This window comes from Halomonas sp. HK25, assembly GCF_047795635.1.
In the GTDB taxonomy this organism is placed as follows: Bacteria; Pseudomonadota; Gammaproteobacteria; order Pseudomonadales; family Halomonadaceae; genus Halomonas.
This window is the reverse complement of sequence record NZ_CP181044.1, coordinates 143,189-160,929: the sequence shown is the minus strand read 5'-3', so window position 1 is coordinate 160,929 and position 17,741 is coordinate 143,189. Positions and strand designations below refer to the sequence as shown.

15 protein-coding genes, 1 other RNA gene and 1 pseudogene are annotated in these 17,741 nt (G+C 61.8%); 10 read left to right on the top strand and 7 right to left on the bottom strand.

The annotated features are described in order from the left end of the window. Window positions 1-75 precede the first annotated feature (75 nt). Window positions 76-2,007 (bottom strand): molecular chaperone DnaK, encoded by a 1,932-nt coding sequence (dnaK, locus tag ACM26W_RS00730; protein WP_416138970.1) that lies wholly within the window; start codon window positions 2,005-2,007, stop codon window positions 76-78. 126 nt (window positions 2,008-2,133) lie between these two features. Next, complete coding sequence (gene grpE / locus ACM26W_RS00725) at window positions 2,134-2,787, bottom strand: nucleotide exchange factor GrpE (RefSeq protein WP_416138969.1); 654 nt, start codon at window positions 2,785-2,787, stop codon at window positions 2,134-2,136. A 221-nt stretch (window positions 2,788-3,008) separates the two neighbouring features. Between grpE and recN the strand changes: the two genes are divergently transcribed. Then, window positions 3,009-4,682 carry a DNA repair protein RecN gene (gene recN, locus ACM26W_RS00720; RefSeq protein ID WP_416138967.1) on the top strand — a complete coding sequence of 558 codons (1,674 nt, stop codon included), beginning with the start codon at window positions 3,009-3,011 and terminating at the stop codon, window positions 4,680-4,682. Between the two features lie 84 nt (window positions 4,683-4,766). Here the strand turns inward: recN and fur are convergent, their stop codons facing one another. Next, window positions 4,767-5,213, bottom strand: a complete 447-nt coding sequence (fur, locus tag ACM26W_RS00715) for a ferric iron uptake transcriptional regulator (protein WP_416138966.1) — start codon at window positions 5,211-5,213, stop codon at window positions 4,767-4,769. Window positions 5,214-5,285: 72 nt separating this feature from the next. Between fur and ACM26W_RS00710 the strand changes: the two genes are divergently transcribed. Beyond that, on the top strand, window positions 5,286-5,747 hold the full coding sequence (locus tag ACM26W_RS00710) for an outer membrane protein assembly factor BamE (protein WP_416138965.1): 462 nt from the start codon (window positions 5,286-5,288) through the stop codon (window positions 5,745-5,747). Window positions 5,748-5,796: 49 nt separating this feature from the next. Here ACM26W_RS00710 and ACM26W_RS00705 read toward each other — a convergent pair whose 3' ends face one another. Next, window positions 5,797-6,096 (bottom strand): RnfH family protein, encoded by a 300-nt coding sequence (locus ACM26W_RS00705; protein ID WP_416138964.1) that lies wholly within the window; start codon window positions 6,094-6,096, stop codon window positions 5,797-5,799. A 3-nt stretch (window positions 6,097-6,099) separates the two neighbouring features. After that, window positions 6,100-6,534 (bottom strand): type II toxin-antitoxin system RatA family toxin, encoded by a 435-nt coding sequence (locus ACM26W_RS00700; protein ID WP_416138963.1) that lies wholly within the window; start codon window positions 6,532-6,534, stop codon window positions 6,100-6,102. 128 nt (window positions 6,535-6,662) lie between these two features. Between ACM26W_RS00700 and smpB the strand changes: the two genes are divergently transcribed. From smpB to ACM26W_RS00680, 4 genes and pseudogenes are all read left to right on the top strand, one after another. Next, window positions 6,663-7,154 (top strand): SsrA-binding protein SmpB, encoded by a 492-nt coding sequence (gene smpB / locus ACM26W_RS00695; RefSeq protein WP_416138962.1) that lies wholly within the window; start codon window positions 6,663-6,665, stop codon window positions 7,152-7,154. Between the two features lie 39 nt (window positions 7,155-7,193). Further along, window positions 7,194-7,574: a transfer-messenger RNA gene (gene ssrA / locus ACM26W_RS00690) on the top strand. A 267-nt stretch (window positions 7,575-7,841) separates the two neighbouring features. Further along, on the top strand, window positions 7,842-9,038 hold the full coding sequence (locus ACM26W_RS00685; protein WP_416138961.1) for a tyrosine-type recombinase/integrase: 1,197 nt from the start codon (window positions 7,842-7,844) through the stop codon (window positions 9,036-9,038). Between the two features lie 593 nt (window positions 9,039-9,631). After that, window positions 9,632-10,773 (top strand): annotated as a pseudogene (locus tag ACM26W_RS00680) (IS3 family transposase). A gap of 477 nt (window positions 10,774-11,250) precedes the next feature. On the opposite strand, the gene ACM26W_RS00675 reads toward ACM26W_RS00680, so the two are convergent. Together ACM26W_RS00675 and ACM26W_RS00670 are read right to left on the bottom strand one after the other, a co-directional pair. After that, window positions 11,251-12,249, bottom strand: a complete 999-nt coding sequence (locus tag ACM26W_RS00675) for an IS5 family transposase (protein ID WP_416138960.1) — start codon at window positions 12,247-12,249, stop codon at window positions 11,251-11,253. A 188-nt stretch (window positions 12,250-12,437) separates the two neighbouring features. Continuing rightward, window positions 12,438-12,797 carry an XRE family transcriptional regulator gene (locus tag ACM26W_RS00670; RefSeq protein ID WP_416138959.1) on the bottom strand — a complete coding sequence of 120 codons (360 nt, stop codon included), beginning with the start codon at window positions 12,795-12,797 and terminating at the stop codon, window positions 12,438-12,440. A gap of 543 nt (window positions 12,798-13,340) precedes the next feature. Here ACM26W_RS00670 and ACM26W_RS00665 point away from each other — a divergent pair. The 4 genes from ACM26W_RS00665 to ACM26W_RS00650 all read left to right on the top strand — a co-directional run bounded on the left by ACM26W_RS00665 (window position 13,341) and on the right by ACM26W_RS00650 (window position 17,405). Continuing rightward, window positions 13,341-13,736, top strand: a complete 396-nt coding sequence (locus ACM26W_RS00665; protein ID WP_416138958.1) for an antitoxin Xre/MbcA/ParS toxin-binding domain-containing protein — start codon at window positions 13,341-13,343, stop codon at window positions 13,734-13,736. 520 nt (window positions 13,737-14,256) lie between these two features. After that, window positions 14,257-14,727 (top strand): hypothetical protein, encoded by a 471-nt coding sequence (locus ACM26W_RS00660; protein WP_416138957.1) that lies wholly within the window; start codon window positions 14,257-14,259, stop codon window positions 14,725-14,727. 75 nt (window positions 14,728-14,802) lie between these two features. Next, the gene (locus ACM26W_RS00655) at window positions 14,803-15,744 is read left to right on the top strand and encodes an IS1595 family transposase (protein WP_416137616.1); all 942 of its coding nucleotides are present in this window, start codon (window positions 14,803-14,805) and stop codon (window positions 15,742-15,744) included. Between the two features lie 140 nt (window positions 15,745-15,884). After that, a complete protein-coding gene (locus ACM26W_RS00650) occupies window positions 15,885-17,405 on the top strand; it encodes a DEAD/DEAH box helicase (protein WP_416138956.1) in 1,521 nt (506 codons plus the stop codon). Window positions 17,406-17,741: the final 336 nt, after the last annotated feature.

Below are 17,741 nucleotides of genomic sequence, written 5' to 3'. Positions count from 1 at the left end.
GTCGCGGTACCGCGGAAACACCAACGCGGGAGTCAGGCCCCCGCGCTGGCATCATCCGTGGTTCAGATGCGTGGTTTACTGCTTCTTCTGGTCGTCGTTGACTTCTTCGTACTCGGCGTCGACCACGTCATCTTCCTGCTTGGCGCCGGCCTCCTGGCCTTCGCCACCGCCCTGCTGAGCCGCTTCGGCCTGGGCGGCGTACATCTTCTGGGCCAGGTTGCCGGAGACCTCGGTCAGCTTGTCCAGCTTGGCCTGGATGTCGTCCTTGTCGTCACCCTTGATGGCCTCTTCGAGCTCCTTGGCGGCGCTCTCGATGGCCTCCTTCTCTTCCTCGCCGGCGTGCTCGCCGGCTTCCTGCACGGTCTTGCGGGCGGCGTGGACCATGCCGTCGGCCTGGTTGCGCAGCTGCACCAACTCCTCGAACTTCTTGTCCTCGTCGGCGTGAGCCTCGGCGTCGCGGACCATCTGCTCGATCTCGTCGTCGGACAGGCCGCTGGAGGCCTTGATGACGATGGACTGCTCCTTGCCGGTGGCCTTGTCCTTGGCGGACACGTTCAGGATGCCGTTGGCGTCCAGATCGAAGGCGACCTCGATCTGCGGCACGCCGCGCGGCGCCGGCGGGATGTCGGCCAGGTCGAAGCGGCCCAGCGACTTGTTGCCGCCCGCCTGCTTGCGCTCGCCCTGCAGCACGTGAATGGTCACGGCGGTCTGGTTGTCATCCGCGGTCGAGAAGCTCTGGGTCTTCTTGGTCGGGATGGTGGTGTTCTTCTCGATCAGCGGGGTCATCACGCCGCCGAGGGTCTCGATGCCGAGCGTCAGCGGGGTGACGTCGAGCAGCAGCACGTCCTTGACGTCGCCGCCCAGCACGCCGCCCTGGATCGCTGCGCCCACGGCCACGGCCTCGTCCGGGTTGACGTCCTTGCGCGCTTCCTTGCCGAAGAAGTCGGCTACCTTCTGCTGGACCATGGGCATGCGGGTCTGGCCGCCGACCAGGATGACGTCGTCGATCTCGGAGGCGGACAGGCCGGCATCCTTGAGCGCGATCTTGCAGGGCGCCAGGGAGCGCTGCACCAGGTCCTCCACCAGCGACTCCAGCTTGGCCCGGGTCACCTTGACGTTGAGGTGCTTGGGACCGGTGTTGTCGGCGGTGATGTAGGGCAGGTTGACGTCGGTCTGCTGGGCGCTGGACAGCTCGATCTTGGCCTTCTCGGCGGCTTCCTTGAGACGCTGCATGGCCAGGTTGTCGCCGGAAAGATCGATGCCGCTGTCGGACTTGAACTGATCGACCAGGTAGTTGATCAGGTGCATGTCGAAGTCTTCGCCACCCAGGAAGGTGTCGCCGTTGGTGGCGAGCACCTCGAACTGGGTCTCGCCGTCGACGTCCGCGACCTCGATAATGGAGATGTCGAAGGTGCCGCCGCCCAGGTCATAGACCGCGATGGTCTTGTCGCCGCGCGCCTTGTCCATGCCGTAGGCCAGCGCCGCCGCGGTGGGCTCGTTGATAATGCGCTTGACCTCGAGGCCGGCAATGCGGCCGGCGTCCTTGGTGGCCTGACGCTGGCTGTCGTTGAAGTAGGCCGGCACGGTGATGACCGCCTCGGTGACTTCCTCACCCAGGTAGTCTTCCGCCGTCTTCTTCATCTTCTTCAGCACTTCGGCGCTGACCTGCGGCGGCGCCAGCTTCTTGCCATTGACCTCGACCCAGGCGTCACCGTTGTCGGCCTCGCTGATGGCGTAGGGCACCATCTTGATGTCCTTCTGGACGACGTCGTCCTTGAAGCGACGACCGATCAGGCGCTTGATGGCGTAGAGGGTGTTGGTCGGGTTGGTGACCGCCTGGCGTTTGGCCGACTGGCCCACCAGGATCTCGCCATCCTCGGTGTAGGCAATGATGGACGGCGTGGTACGCGCGCCCTCGGCGTTCTCGATCACCTTGGCGCTATCGCCGTCGAGAACGGCCACGCAGGAGTTGGTGGTCCCCAGGTCAATACCGATGATGCGTCCCATAGGAAATCCTCGTAGAGTCGTTGCTGTGTATCCGGAGTCGTGTTCTGCGGCATGCGCCGCGGAGTTGACATCTATCTGGGGGCCGCAGGTGGCATTTCAAGACCCGCGACCACGATTTGTTATGCCTCAGCCGGCGGCCTGGCTGACTATCACCATGGCCGGGCGCACCAGACGACCGTTGAGCAGGTAGCCCTTCTGCATCACTTCCATGACGGTGCTGGGCTCCAGCTCCGGATTGGGCACCATGGCCATGGCCTCGTGAAACTGCGGATCGAATGGCTCGCCCGACGGCTCTACGGCCTCGACGCCGAACTTGGCCAGCACGTCCTGCTGCATCTTCAGCGTCATGGAGACCCCTTCGCGATGGGCCTCGGTGGCCTCGTCCGCCATCGCCTCGAGCGCCTTCTCCAGGCTGTCGACCACCGGCAGCAGCTCCTTGACGAACTTCTCCAGCGCGAACTTGCGAGCCTTCTCGGCCTCCTGCTCGGCGCGGCGGCGCACGTTCTGGGCCTCGGCGGCGGCGCGCAGCGCCTGGTCCTTGGCCTCGGCGACTGTCTGCTCCAGTTCCTCGACGCGGGCGGCCAGCAGCTCGGCCTCGGGGTTGTCGCTGACCTCGAGGTTGTCGCTGACCTCGGGGTTGTCGCTGGCCTCCGCGCTGGCTTCCTCCTGCTCGGCCGCCTCGACGGCATCCTCCAGCTCGCCTTCGATGGGCTGCGGCTCGGCCTCCTGCTCACGACGGGCAAGTTCCTCGTCCAGCGGGGTCTGGGGATCTCTGGCCATGGGTCTCTCCTGACAGGGAGGCGGCGGCCACAGGCCGCCGGCTCGATAGTGAATGACGAAATAGACGATTCTGCGGGGTATATGGGGCCAGGCCACGGGAACTCAAGGCGGACAAGCCAGCGTGCATTGTTGGCAAACCTGAACTACTGTATAAACGCACACATATTGGATGGATGACCAGTAGTCCTGACTCCAGGCCTGCAGACTTCCCGGGAGGCATCATGCTGACAGAGCTTGCCATTCGCGACTTCGCCATCGTCGACCACCTGGAGCTTGAGCTCGCGGGCGGCTTGACCGCCATCACCGGCGAGACCGGCGCCGGCAAGTCGATACTTCTCGGCGCCCTGGGGCTCTGCCTGGGCGAGCGAGCCGATGCCGGTAGCGTGCGCCACGGCTGTGATCGCGCCGACCTATCCGCGCGCTTCGATATCGCCTCGCTACCCGAGGCTCGCGCCTGGCTCGAGGCCCGGGAACTGCCCGTGGACGACTGCCTGCTGCGCCGTGTGGTCAGTGCCAACGGCCGCTCCAAGGCGTGGATCAACGGCCAGCCGGCCACCATCGCCGACCTCAAGGCGCTGGGCGAACGACTGATCGAGATCCACGGCCAGCACGCCCACCAGGCGCTGCTACGCGAGGAGACCCACCTGCGCCTGCTCGACGACTTCGCCGGCCATCGCGAGGCGGTGGGCGAGATGGCCGAGACCTTCCGCGCCTGGCAGGCCGCACGGCGCCGGCTCAAGCGCCTCGCCGATGACGGCGACGAGCTGGCCGCCCGCCGCCAGCTGGTCCGCTACCAGGTCGAGGAGCTCGACCAGCTGGCTCTGGCCGAGGGCGAGCTGAAGGCGCTGGAAGAGGAGCAGGAAGAGCTGGCCCACGCCGAGGAGCGCCTGCGCGAGGCACAGCTCGCCGCCGAATGCTGCGACAGCGACGAAGGCGGCGCCATGACCCTGCTGACCCAGGCGATCAACCACCTGTCGGCGCTGCCCGGCAGCGACCGTGGCAGCCTGTCCGAGGCGCTCTCCATGCTGGGCGAGGCGCGCATCCAGGTCGAGGAAGCGGCCCGCGAGCTCCATCACTTCGCCGAGGGCACCGAGCTCGACCCGGAGCGCCTGGCCTGGGTAGAGCAGCGCCTGGGCGAGGTGCACCGCCTGGCGCGCAAGCACCATGTGATGCCCGAAGAGCTCACCGAGCTTCACCAGCGCCTGCAGGGCGAGCTGGAGCGCCTGGAAGGAGGCGACGAGGATCTCGAGGCGCTGGAGGTCGAGGTCGATTCCCTGCGCGAGCGTTGGCGGGGGCAGGCTCGGCAGGTGGGCGAGGCAAGGCGCCAGGCCGCCACGCGCTTCGGCAAGGCGGTACAGGAGCAGCTCGCCTTCCTGGCCATGGGCAAGGCGCGCTTCGAGGTCGAAGTCCTCGAGCGTGACACGCCGGCCGCCGAGGGCCTGGAGGGCGCGCGCTTCCTGATCAGCGCCAACCCCGGCCAGCCGGCCCGGCCGCTGGCCAAGGTGGCCTCCGGGGGCGAACTGTCGCGCATCAGCCTGGCGATCCAGGTGGTGGCCGCCCGCCACTCCACCATTCCCAGCCTGGTGTTCGACGAGGTGGACGTGGGGGTCTCCGGCGCCACCGCCGAGATCGTCGGTCAGCTGCTGCGCCGGCTGGGCGAGCAGGGCCAGGTGATGACCGTGACCCACCTGCCCCAGGTAGCAGCCCAGGCCCACCGGCACCTGCATATCGAGAAGCACGCGGAGCAGGAGACCACCCTCACCCGCATGGCGCTGCTGGACGAAGCCGGCCGGGTCGGCGAGCTGGCGCGGATGCTCGGGGGGGTCAATCTCTCCGAACGCACCCTGGCCCATGCACGAGAGATGCTCGACGCGAGCCAGCGCCCCCACCACTGAGCCCCCACCTAACCGCCCCCGAAACGCACGCGGCCCCGATCGATGATCGGGGCCGCGTTGGGCAGCAAGGTCGAGCCGGGGGCACTATCGCTTCTGCGATCCGTCCTGACGGGTCACATTGGAGCCCTTGGGACGCACGTAGAGCACCAGGGCGTGATCGACAAGATCGAAGCCGTGCTCTTCGGCGATCTCCTGCTGGCGCCGCTCGATGGTCTCGTCGAAGAACTCGATGATCTCACCGCTATCCAGGCACACCATATGGTCATGGTGCTCGTCCTGGGAGATCTCGAAGACGGCGTGGCCACCATCGAAATTGTGACGCACCACCAGGCCCGCCGACTCGAACTGAGTCAGCACGCGATAGACGGTGGCCAGGCCCACATCCTCGCCGGCTTCCAGCAGGGTCTTGTAGACATCCTCGGCACTCATGTGGTGCTCGCCTTGGGCGCTCTCGAGGATCTGCAGGATCTTGACGCGGGGCAGGGTCACCTTCAGACCGGCCTTGCGCAGTTCATGGTTCTGGTCGGCCATGGTTGCTCTTCGCAGTATCGGGTAGGGTCGGGTATAGTCGACCGAAACCACGATAGTGAAGAACAGGCGCAAATGCAAAAGTTGACAAGAATCGTCACCCTTTCTGCCGCCCTCCTGATGGCCAGCGGCTGCAGCTACTTCGGGGTCTACAAGCGGGACATCCCCCAGGGCAACCTGGTGACCGCCGACATGGTGGACCAGTTGCGGCCGGGCATGACCCGCGACGACGTGGTCTACGTGATGGGCCGCCCACTGCTGGAAGCGCCCTTCGACGCCAACCAGTGGGATTACGTGTTCCGTCTCGATGAGGCCTACGGCGACGTCGAGCGACGCCGCGTGACCCTCTCCTTTGCGGGCAACCGCCTGGTGGATATCCAGCAGGAGGGTGACCTGGAGCGGGACATCGATCTGCGCTCCAGCGAGAGCGCCGGCCCGCAGGTGGAAGGGGCAGAGCCGTTTAACGTCACCCCGGAGCCGCAGCCGGAAGGCGGCGCCACGGTACCCATGGGCGGCGAGCCGGCTAGCGACTTCTAGGCCCGCCGGCACCCCCTGACGCCCCGCCGTGGCTTTGCCCGTCGGGGCGTCAGCGTTTTTCGGTGGTCGCCCTGACCCGCCGCGCTGCCTTGGGGTCGATGATCAGCGGGCGGTAGAGCTCCACGCGCTCCCCGGCACGCAGGCGATGGCTCGATGGCTCACGCAGTCGCTTGCCGAAGATACCGAGGTCGGCTCCGATGAAGGTCTCAGGAGACACATCGGGGAAACGCCTCGGCAGGTCGGCCAGGGCCACCGCCTCGCTGGCCGTGGTGCCCAGCGACACCTTCAGGGCGACTACCTCCTGACGCTCGGGCCGAGCGAAGGCTACCTCCACCGCAATCTCGGCCATGGCTCAGCGCCCGTAGAGGTCGTCGGCGCGGCGGGTGAAGGCATCCACCAGCTGCCCCGCCACCTGCTGGAAGAGCTTGCCGAAGGCCATGCCCAGCAGACGGCTCGCGAACTCGAACTCCATCTCCAGGCATACCTTGCAGGTGTTCTCTCCCATGGGAATGAACATCCAGCGCCCTCGCAGGCGCTTGAAGGGCCCGCTGACCAGCGACATCTCGATGCGCTCCGGCTCGATCAGGTCGTTGCGGGTGGCAATGCTCTGCTCGATGCCGGCGCGGCCCAGCGTCATCTCGCCGATCAGGTGTGCGTCGTCGCGCTCGATCAGCCGGGCACGCCGACAGCCCGGCAGGAACTCCGGATAGCTCTCGAAGTCGTTGACCAGGTCGAACATCTGCTGGGGGGTGTGTCGCACCATGGCGGTTCGGTTGACCGTTGGCATTGAGCTCTCCGCTGACTTCACAGTGCCCAGGGCGTATCATGAGCCGTTATTTCAGGTCTTGAATGGTATCACGCTTCCCCCCATACCGAAGGGATAGCCGCCACGGGCACGGACAGACACGAGGTTTCATGGCCAACAAGAAAGGCAAGGGCAAGGGGCCCGGCAGCAACGTCATCGCCCAGAACAAGAAGGCACGCTTCGAGTACCACATCGATGAGGTCTTCGAGGCGGGCCTGGTGCTGGCCGGCTGGGAGGTGAAGAGCCTGCGCGCCGGCAAGGCCCAGCTGACGGACACCTACATTCTGGTCAAGAGCGCTGAGGCCTGGCTGCTGGGCAGCCACATCATGCCGCTCAACACCGCCAGCACCCACGAGGTGGCCGACCCCACCCGCACCCGCAAGCTGCTCCTGCACAAGAAGGAGATCGCCAGGATCTTCTCCAGGACCCAGGACAAGGGCCACACCTGCGTGCCGCTCAAGCTCTACTGGAAGGGCAACCGGGTGAAGTGCGAGCTGGCCCTGGTGACGGGCAAGAAGCTGCACGACAAGCGGGCCACCGAGAAGGACCGCGACTGGCAGCGTCAGAAGGGCCGCATCATGCGTGAACAAACCAAGGCCTGAGGTGTCACAGAACCGCACATCCTGTTAGGATGAGCATGAGGGGGCGACATGGTTTCGACGCCGGTGACAACCTCTGCGGTGCATGCCGAGAGCGTGATGTATCTCGTAAATCCAACATCACAAATGAATAGTCGCAAACGACGACAACTACGCTCAGGGCGCGCTGGCAGCTTAATAGCCGCTAGCTTCTAGTCCGGCCCCAAAGTGATGTGCCCATTCATCACGGCGGGGATACGAGCGACGATTGATGGGATCGCAACTGGCGGCGTCTTCACGTCAGTTGTTAAAACTCTGAAGAATCGCGTCGCTGGATCCTGACCGTCGGAGCCAGAGACGTTAAATCAAATGACGGAACCTAAGCATGTAGAGCCAATGGGCGAGTGCTGGCGGACGCGGGTTCAATTCCCGCCGCCTCCACCAACCACAGGTTTCAGGAGTAACCAGAAAACGCCAGAAACCGCATGAACAGGGGCCTCCGGGCCCCTTTCTTGTTTCAGGAACACCCACCTCATCCTTTGACATACCCCCAACAATGGGGGTAAATCTGGGGGTACATCGTCGAAACCAGAATCTGATACCCCCAGCCCACCCGGCAACCGCAGCAGCCGGGGCTTTGCCAGCACTTCCACCCGTTGGATGGGGTGGCGAGATTGGGGGTACAGACCAAGCCTTCCGTAAGGTACCCCCATGAGCCGCCAGACCAACAAACTCACCGCCACTGCCATCAAGTCAGCGAAACCTACAGAGAAGTCGGTCAAAATGGCCGACGGTGGCGGGCTCTATCTGGAGGTCCGGGCGAGCGGCAGCAAGTACTGGCGGATGAAGTACCGCTTTGCCGGGAAAGAGAAGTTGCTGGCCATAGGCACCTACCCGGAGATCTCACTGGCCGATGCTCGCAAGGCACGAGATAAGGCCAAGGAGCAGCTAGGCGAAGGTGTGGACCCCAGCATGGCCAAGCGGCTTGAGCGCCAGCTGGGGCAGCAGGTCGCCGCCAATACCTTCCAACTGGTGGCACAGGAATGGCTGGAGCGGGTTCACCAGCATGATGTCGTGCCTGATCACTACCAGCGAAACCGCCGGCGACTTGAGCGCGACGCCTTTCCTGTCCTCGGCAAGAGGCCGCTGGCCGAGATCTCCGCAGCTGAACTGCTGGCCTGCATGCGCCGCATCGAGGACAGGGGACACATAGAAACTGCCCACCGCGTGAAAGCACTATGTGGACAGGTTTTTCGCTATGGCATCTCTACCGGGCGCGCCGAGCGCGACCCCACCCCCGACCTTCGCGGCGCCCTTCGCCCCCACAGAACCAAGCACTTCGCCGCCCTTACGGAGCCCAGCGCAGTTGCAGAACTCATGCGATCGATCGATGGCTACGGCGGCCAGCCCGTTACCATCGCCGCCCTGAAGATCGCCCCTCTGGTTTTTACCCGCCCCGGGGAGCTACGCCAAGCCAAGTGGACCGACATGGACCTAGATAACGCACTCTGGTCGTTCACAGCCAGCAAAACCGATCAGCCACTCCTTGTGCCCCTCCCCTCTCAGGCTGTGGCCATCTTGCGTGACCTCTACGGACTCACCGGACGTTCAGAGTATGTATTCCCCGGGGCGCGGAGCCACAAAAGGCCAATGAGCAACGTCGCAATCAAAGCTGCTCTGGACAGGATGGGGTTCAAAGGGCAGATGACCGCCCATGGTTTCCGCGCCATGGCGCGAACGATTCTGGCTGAACGGCTGGGCTATCCACCTGAATACATCGAGCAGCAGCTTGCCCATGCGGTGCGGGACAGCAATGGCAGGGCTTACAACCGGACTCAGTTTCTGGAGCAGCGACGAGAGATGCTGCAGAGCTGGGCCGACTACCTAGATGACTTGCGCGATCAATGAGCAGAGCACCAGCAGCTTTGGAATGAGCCAAGACCATCGCCTAGCTATTTTGAAAGATCTGGGGCCCTCGAAGGCTCCAGTCTTGAGGAGTAGAAGCCGCTGAACATCGCAAAATTGCAAGTTATGAATCGGCCAAAAACCTCAAGATAAGCAATATGCTAAAATAGGCTTAATTGCTCACCAGGCTAGGAGGTATTTTGGTTAATCATCAGCATGCAGCCGCAGTGGCCGAACAGACATTCAACTTGGGCGATGGCCGGGGTGACTCTCTCCACTTTGGCTCTTTCGGTCGGCAGCCAGCGCGCCAGATGTCAGCTGTTCATAATGAAATTGAGAGCCTCGCCAGTAAGGGCTATTCGATCCCGTTTATTCATGCAGTCTTGCAGCATGTTGGCCTTGCCTGCCACGAGATGACGATCCGTCGCTATATCCGAACCCACCTCCCCAACCTACACCTACTGCATTACGCTAGAAACAAGTCTCAAAAAGGAGAGAGCAGCCTAAACGCCCCCTCAGGGAGAAAATCACCTTGAAGTGGTCCAATTGGAGCGGACACTCCGATAAGCCTCATAATGGAGGCAATGGAGGTGTTCATGACCAAGAAGACTCGACGTCGGTTTTCCGATGAGTTCAAGGCGGATGCGGTGAGCCTGGTAATCGATCAGGGGTATTCCGTATCTGAGGCCGCCCGGCGCCTGGGCGTGGAACGTAGCGTGCTGGACCGCTGGTGCCGCAAGCACCGTCAGCAGGTTTCCGGCACCCCGAGGCGGCAGGAGGATGATCGCGACACCGAGATCAATAAGCTCCGCGAAGAAGTTCGTAAGCTTCAGATTGAAAAGGATATTTTAAAAAAGGCGGCGGCCTTCTTCGCCAAAGAGTCGAGCTGAGATACCAGTTCATCGAGTCGGAGAAGGCCACCTATCCCGTGGCCGTGTTGTGTCGGGTCATGCAGGTCAGCCGGAGTGGTTTCTATGATTGGCGACGACGTAGCCCTGATGAACCGCGCCAGGCCCTCCTACACGAGGTCAGAGAGATTCATCGCCAGAAGCGTGGCAGCTATGGCAGCCGCCGCATGGCCAGAGAACTGCGACGCCGTGGATACGACGTCGGCCGTTACCAGGCCCGGAGTCTGATGCAGGAAGCCGGCGTAGAGGCACGGCAGCGGCGCCGCTGGCGTCATACCACCGACAGTGAGCACAGCCTGCCGGTGGCGCCTAATCTGCTGAACCGCCAGTTCATGGTGGCGGAACCGAACCGGGCATGGGTGGCCGACATTACCGCGATCTGGACGCTGGAAGGATGGCTCTATCTGGCGGCGGTGCTCGACCTCCACGACCGGCAGTTAGTGGGCTGGGCGATGGCCGACCACATGCGCACGTCGCTGGTGCTGGACGCCCTGGAGATGGCCATAGGTCGCCGACAGCCCGAGAGCGGGTTGCTCCATCACAGCGATCGCGGCAGTCAGTACGCATCTCGTGATTACCGCGCCACGCTGGATCGGCACGGGTTCCAGGCCTCGATGAGCCGGAAGGGGAACTGCTGGGATAATGCCGTCATGGAGCGCTTCTTCGGCTCACTGAAAAGCGAGTGGTTGGCCGGCCAGCGATACGGGAGCCGACAGGCAGCACGGCATGATGTGATCGACTACATCGAGATGGAGTACAACAGCTGCCGGCTCCACTCGACCCTCGGCTACCAGACGCCGAGGGAGATTGAGTTGGCAGCTGCGGCTTGAAAATGTGTCCGCTCTGACTTGACCAGAACACCTTCTATAATGGGAAATAGTAACTCTGCCACTGACTACAACACAGACAAGGTTAAGCCAGTGCGTGACGGCTTGAACGCTACCCAACTAAAATACATGCAACCGAGTGTATATGATGGTGAAAATAGACACAGAGCGGATCCTGCCAGTTTATTTGGCCAGAGAGCGGTTGATATTTTTGATTTTTTGAAGCCAAAAAAAAGAAGCGATGAATAGGCGACGCCCCGGGTGAAGATATGGCCCATAGGAGTTATCCTCTGCTGACAGCAAGGGGGCTTCTTTAGCAACTCACCCGGGCCCCCACACCTAAGGAACCGCTGATCAATTCGATACCGAGCGCCTTTGGCACTCAGCGCAGAAACCCCCTGCGCCTCAGCGGTTAATTTCTGACCACCACAGGCGGCCTATTTTCCCTGGCAGCCGGGTTATCCGGCTGCCAGGCCAGATTCAAGGCGCACTGGCCCCATCAACTTGGCCCTCGTATCGTGTCGCCAACACCAGATTGGCCAGTCCGAACAGGCTGAACAGCTGCGCCTGGTTCTTGGCCAGCCCCTTGTAGCGCACCTTCCGGTAGCCGATGAGGTTCTTGATGACATGAAACGGGTGCTCGACCTTGGCACGGATGCTGGCCTTGGCCTTCTCGAATGCCAGCAACAGCGTTTTCATCGGGCTGTCTTCCATCTTCTTGATGGCGCCACGCTTGGCGGCAACACAACACCGGGAATCCAGGGCATCCTTCTCTTCATCCAGATGCTTCCACATGCCGGTGTAGCCCGCGTCGCCGTATACCCGCTTATCATCGTCCCGGACCAATTCACTGGTCATGGTGACATCGGCGACGTTGGCCGACGTGGCGGCGACACTGTGGGTCAGCCCGGTGACGGCATCGACGCCGATATGCGCCTTCATGCCGAAAAACCATTGGTTGCCCTTCTTGGTCTGCTTCATCTCCGGATCGCGTTGCTTGGCCTTGTTCTTGGTGGAGGGCGCGGCCGCCACGATGGTGGCGTCGACAATGGTGCCCTCACGCATGAACAGTCCCTTCTCGGCCAGGTGAGCATTGATCTCCTCAAAGATCCGCTGCGTTAGGGCATGCTTTTCCAGCAGATGGCGGAAGCGCAGCAGTGTGGTCGCATCCGGCACGCTCTCGATGGCCAAATCGATACCCACGAAGTCACGCATCGCCTGGCTGTCATAGATGGCATCTTCGAGCGCCTCGTCAGCAAGCGCATACCACTGTTGCAGGAAGTAGATCCGCAGCATGCGCTCCAGGCCGATGGGCGGCCGGCCCCGCTTGCCCGCCGCGTTCGGGAAGTAGGATGGCGACAGCGCGTCGATCAGCCGTTGCCAAGGCACCAAAGCCTCCATCTGGGCCAGGAACCGCTCTCGACGGGTGACCTTCTTCTTGTTCTGGTGCTCTGCCTGGGCGAACGAGATCTGCTTCATCGGATGGCTCTGTCAGACGGTGGCGGGATGGTCAGATTCTACCCCGCCAGTGGCGATCAGGCAGCTACGGCGGGATTTGTGCAGCGTTTCCCTAAACATGTTACCGCTCAATCTCGCAAAACCTCCAGTTATTCTCCAGAAAAAGCACTCAAAAAATCAAACTCTGAACGTTTATGCAAGTCAGCACATCAAGCAAACCCACCTTGTTCAATATGCGATAAATATGCCTTAACAGCGTCGCCCCTACCTTGGGCAACAAGGTTCTCTGCGGTAACACCGCCCAGCGGAGCAATAGGATAGTGCCTGAACCAAGACCAACCCGCACTCATGGACCCAGCCCAAGGCTCGATACTTGTTAGTATCGTGACCACTTGGAAAAGGCGTTGCTGCGCTAGCGCCATATACAGGCAGTTTTCTCGAGTTCTCTCACTATAAACCAACCCGATAGCCTGAGCGAGCTCGTCTTTGCTGATATTTAGCTCGTCCATCAAAGCATCAGGAGAAACACAGCCTTCTTGATTGATGAAATCTTGCAGCCCGGCACTCATGATGAGCCCCCAAAAATCGACAGTTCCCGACACTCTATCTTCAGCAATTGGCTGATGAATCTACATAGCACGCCAACAAGACAACTATATCAGCAGGTTATCCACGACCGCTCTGGCTAAACATAGTGGAGACAGGCTTGCGCTACCCCCCGCTGCCAGGTTAGCGCACGTCGGCCCAGCGCCAGGGAAATATGCAGCATATCAGCCTTTCAGAATCCGCTATGGCTGATAGCCTGACGTCACAAGGTATGTGCCAGTAAGTTGCCAGTAGTTGCATCGACGCTAAGACGCCGGCCCAATTCACCGCCGCCAGCCCCAGAGTGACGCATACCCACTCATCCATGGCCACATCCAAGTGGATGCCTAGGGTGTTAGGATAGCCGATAAACCAAGTTATTAGGTGATGAATTCAGCGACACCCAAACCGAACATGCACCTTCCGATTCGCCTCCAGGCCATCGCCGCTATCCGTGAAAGCGGCTTCCCATAACACTACAAGGCACTCACCAACCTAACTTCTAGACTGGAACATCAGGATTTTCAATGTCATTTCATGATCTTACCGATGAATCACGAAGCAGGATGTCCGCAGCGGTAATGCGTACCTACCCGAACATTGTTCGCGACTGGCAGCTACACCCGGTAGACGCAGCTCGGCTGCTCGGCGTATCGGTCGAAACCTACCGCCGCTGGTCCGAGTTGCCAGAGCAGGCTCTGCTCGACAGGCACCACCTAGAAAGAATGTCGTTGATCCTCGGCATCTATCAGGCACTGCAGGTTCTCCTACCCAGCAATGACGCCGCAGATTCCTGGCTACATCGCCCCAACAACCATCCTATGTTCGGTGGACAGCCGCCCTGGAAACGTCTGAAAAGCGGGCATATTGCTGATCTCTATGATGTGCGCAAGTTTTTAGAAGCGAAACTCCAGCGGTGGTAGAGTGCGAGAATTTCCTGCGAGGACATCCACTCGAATAGGTCAACGCACAGGTCTTTACAAGCAATACCAGCACTGCTAGTTTATACAGTGTCGAGTGACACTGCTCGGCCGGGTTTGGCGACCCGAATTCAGAAAGGCGCACAAGCGCCCCTTCCATGGCTGGCGTTTTTTTTGCCTGTCATGACTATGGCGGTCGTGCGTGGGAGACCTTCGGGTCTGCCGGTGTCCTTTCTGGCCGGTTCGCCAACCCGCGTACGGCCGCCCCCATCGCTGCTTGGCGACAGCGGGGGCGGCTCCAACAGAAAGGAGCTCACCTAGTGGTTAACCCGACCGTATCTCCCCATCGCAGCAGCCGCCGTGCACGCGCTGCCGCCCATCGAGCCATAGCTATGTCCGCTCTGGCCTCCAACAGCAGCACTCATGCTCGCTACCGCTGCTATCACGCCCATATTCGCAAGGCCGAAAACTTGTCGCGTGCCGCTGACTGCCTGACCCATGAGGCACAGCAGGAGGTGAGCGAATGAGCCCGCGTACAACCCTTCCCCCTCAGAAAATGCGTACGGCCAATCCTTTGAAGCAAATGATCGCCGAGGCGCTGGACCGTCAGCTGCTCTGCTATGCGCAGACGAATGCCTCTTTCACCATCCCGGAGCTGCGCGACCATCTGCTCAACGTGCCCGAGCTGGCCAGCGTCGACAACATCAAGCTGCGCCTGGTGGTTCGCGATCGCCTCCGCACACTGGAACGCCACAACCTGATCGAACAAATCGGCGTTCGCGGCGCGAACCGCCGTCTGTTCAAGATGAACCTGCCGGAACCACCTGCCGAGGCCGCTCCCAGACCGAATCCGCCTAACCCATCGACGGCTCCACCCCCTGCCGCCCAGGAACTGTTGACCTACCTGGACGAGGAGCGCCATCGGCTTCGAACCGAGATGCATGCAACCCTGAGCGAGGCCGAGTACTATCGCCGCGCACTTACAAAATCCTGATTACGCACTTTGTACAGCTACGCTGGCGGGGCCTGGACTATGCTGAAAGGTAAGGGTTTCTCAGGAGATACCGTCATGGCTCGCAATCCTATCCAGTTCCAGTCCGGTCTGTCATTGCCGGCATTTCTCGACCAGTACGGCACCGAAGCGCAGTGCCGTGCGGCCCTGTTTCAGCATCGCTGGCCCACGGGGTTTGTTTGCCCCGACTGCGGCAACACCACCGGCTGCCAACTCGCGCGCGGGGTGTACCAGTGCCATCACTGCCACCATCAGACCTCGCTGACTGCCGGGACCATCTTCCACGCCACGCACCTGCCGCTCACCACCTGGTTTCTGGCCATCTACCTGCTGACCCAACGCAAGAATGGCCTCTCGGCGCTGCAGCTGTCCCGCGAGCTCGGCGTCAGCTACAACACCGCCTGGAAGCTCAAGCACAAGCTGCTGCAGGTCATGCATGAGCGCAACCAGGGCGAGACGCTCACCGGACGCATCGAGATCGATGATGCCTACCTCGGCGGTGAACGGCCGGGAAAGCGCGGGCGCGGCGCTGAGCACAAGTTCCCGTTCGTCGCCGCGGTGCAGACCGATGAGGAGGGCCATCCCCAGCGCGTCCAGCTGCGTCGCGTAAGCGGCTTTACCCGCGCCGAGGTGAGGCGCTATGCCCAGGTCGCCATCGCGCCTGGCAGTCGGGTGGTCAGCGATGGCCTGGGGTGTTTCCGGGTCTTCGATACCCCGGCCTACACCCATGAGCGCTTCATCACTGGCGGTGGCCGTGCCAGTGCGCAGATCCCCGCCTTCAACTGGGTCAACACCGTGCTGGGCAACGTCAAGAACGCCATCACCGGCAGCTACCATGCCATCCGTGGACAACATGTGCCGCGCTATCTGGCTGAGTTCGAGTACCGCTTCAATCGGCGCTATGACCTCACGGCCATGATTCCGCGCTTTCTGACGGTGGCGGCCAGAACACCGCCGATGCCTTACCGGCTCCTGAAGCTGGCTGAGCCATATACGTAATCAGGTACAAAATTCCCCGAAGCGCACTCCTGCATCTCATCCCTGCTCGATGCCGCCCTTGAGCGCGGTGGCAGTCTTAAAGGCGGATTAGACGCCAACATCAAGCTGCGCAGCGCCCTGGCTGCCGAGGAGAAGTGCGCATGAACCCCGCTACTCAGTCCCCCACTTTTCCCGAAGCCGGCCTCCCCTCGCTTCGTCCTTGGCAGGCCCAGTGCATAGAGCAGGCACTGCAGACGTTGTCACCGACGTCGACGCAGGTGCACTTTTTGTGTCAGGCAACGCCGGGCGCCGGCAAGATGCTGATGGCCGCCTCGCTAACCAATTCGCTGCTCCAGCGTGGCGACATTAACTATGTGATCTACCTCGCCCCCACCCGGGCCTTGGTCAAGCAAGCGACGGAGACACTCAGCCAGATCACAGGCATGGCCATGGATGGCAAGCTGGGCGCATCCGGTGCAGCCTATACCTACCATGCACTTCAACACCGCCTCGATGAGCTCAAGCGCCTTGGAAAAAAGGGGCGTGTGCTGCTCATCTGGGACGAAAGCCACCACGCCGCGGGGTACGACGGCACACTGGAAGGTGCCAACCAGTGGGGCTTTGCTCTAATGGCTCTGGAGCGCCATGTGCGCTACACCCTCGCCCTGTCTGGCACCCCCTGGCGAACCGATGGCAGCTTTCTGCCACTGCTGCGGTATGTGGAGGTCGCGGATGAAAACAGTGCAGGTGACCAAGGCGATGGGCAGCGTGCACAGCGGCAGTTACAACCGGACTATGTTTACACTCTCCGAGAGGCCATCCGCGATGGCATCTGCCGTTTTCCCCACATCGAACTCGTCGACAATCGATCGATCGAGCTGAAGGGGCGGCATCCACGCACCGGGCGTCAAGAAAACCGCCACTACTCCAGCATTCCCCACCTGCTCCGCCACCCGGCTGTGCATTACAGCAGCCTGATCAGAGATGACGCCCCTATGGAGCGCATGCTGACACTGGGCTGTGAGAGACTCGGCGCGGTACGGAAGCGCATCCCGTCCGCCGCTGGACTGGTGGTGGCCTCGGATATCGTCCATGCCGAAGAGATCGCCCAGCGCCTCGAGGACCTGGGGCAGGGGGTCTGCTTGGTAACAAGCCGAGAGACCAACGCACATGCTCGCCTGGACGCGTTTCGCGAGGCCGACACCCCGTGGATTGTCTCGGTCGGCATGGTCAGTGAAGGGGTCGATATTCCCCGACTCCAGGTGTGCTGTTACCTCAGCCACATTCGGACAGAGCAGTCTTTTCGCCAGGTGCTGGGCCGGATCATTCGGCGAACAGGCCAGGATGACGGAGAGTGCTACTGCTATGCGCTCAATGAGGTGCACCTGAGGCGCTTTGCAAGGCGGCTCAACGATGATTTGCCAGAGGATCTGGCCACAGTAGCCTTGTCACCAGCACGGCCAGGCCCAGCAGGTGGGCACACCGCCGCACCCGACGCGCCGGCGAGCTTCTCGCCCCCTGAGCATGGTCCAACTGAGTCAGACCCCACGCCCAGCGACCCCAGTGCCACTCCTTACTCAGTATCCATGGGCGCAACGCCCAACAATGTGAGCGTGGATCCGGATGTGGCGTACTCCGAAGCCTTTTTTGAGCGCCTGGTCGCGCTGCGCCTGGTGACCTGACTCTGGGGATATGCGGTCTGACAACATGACTTCTACTCCCCACGCCGCACTTGGCCCGAGCAGATGTGTCGGGGCCACCATAACTGCACCTGACGTGAAATACAGCGCGAGGCGGCATGGAGATTACTCATAGGCACATTACCATCGAGAAGATCAGCCCGAGGGCCTTCTAAGCCCGAAGGCTTACAAGGGGCAGCTGGCAGAAAATAATAAAATGCCAAAAGGGCCCGCACCTACGAAAGGCAACGGGCCAAGGAGGAACAGCTATAGACATGATGGATTGACCTGCCCCGCCTCAACGTCGTGGGTTACGTTGAGGGTGGGACCAGAACACAG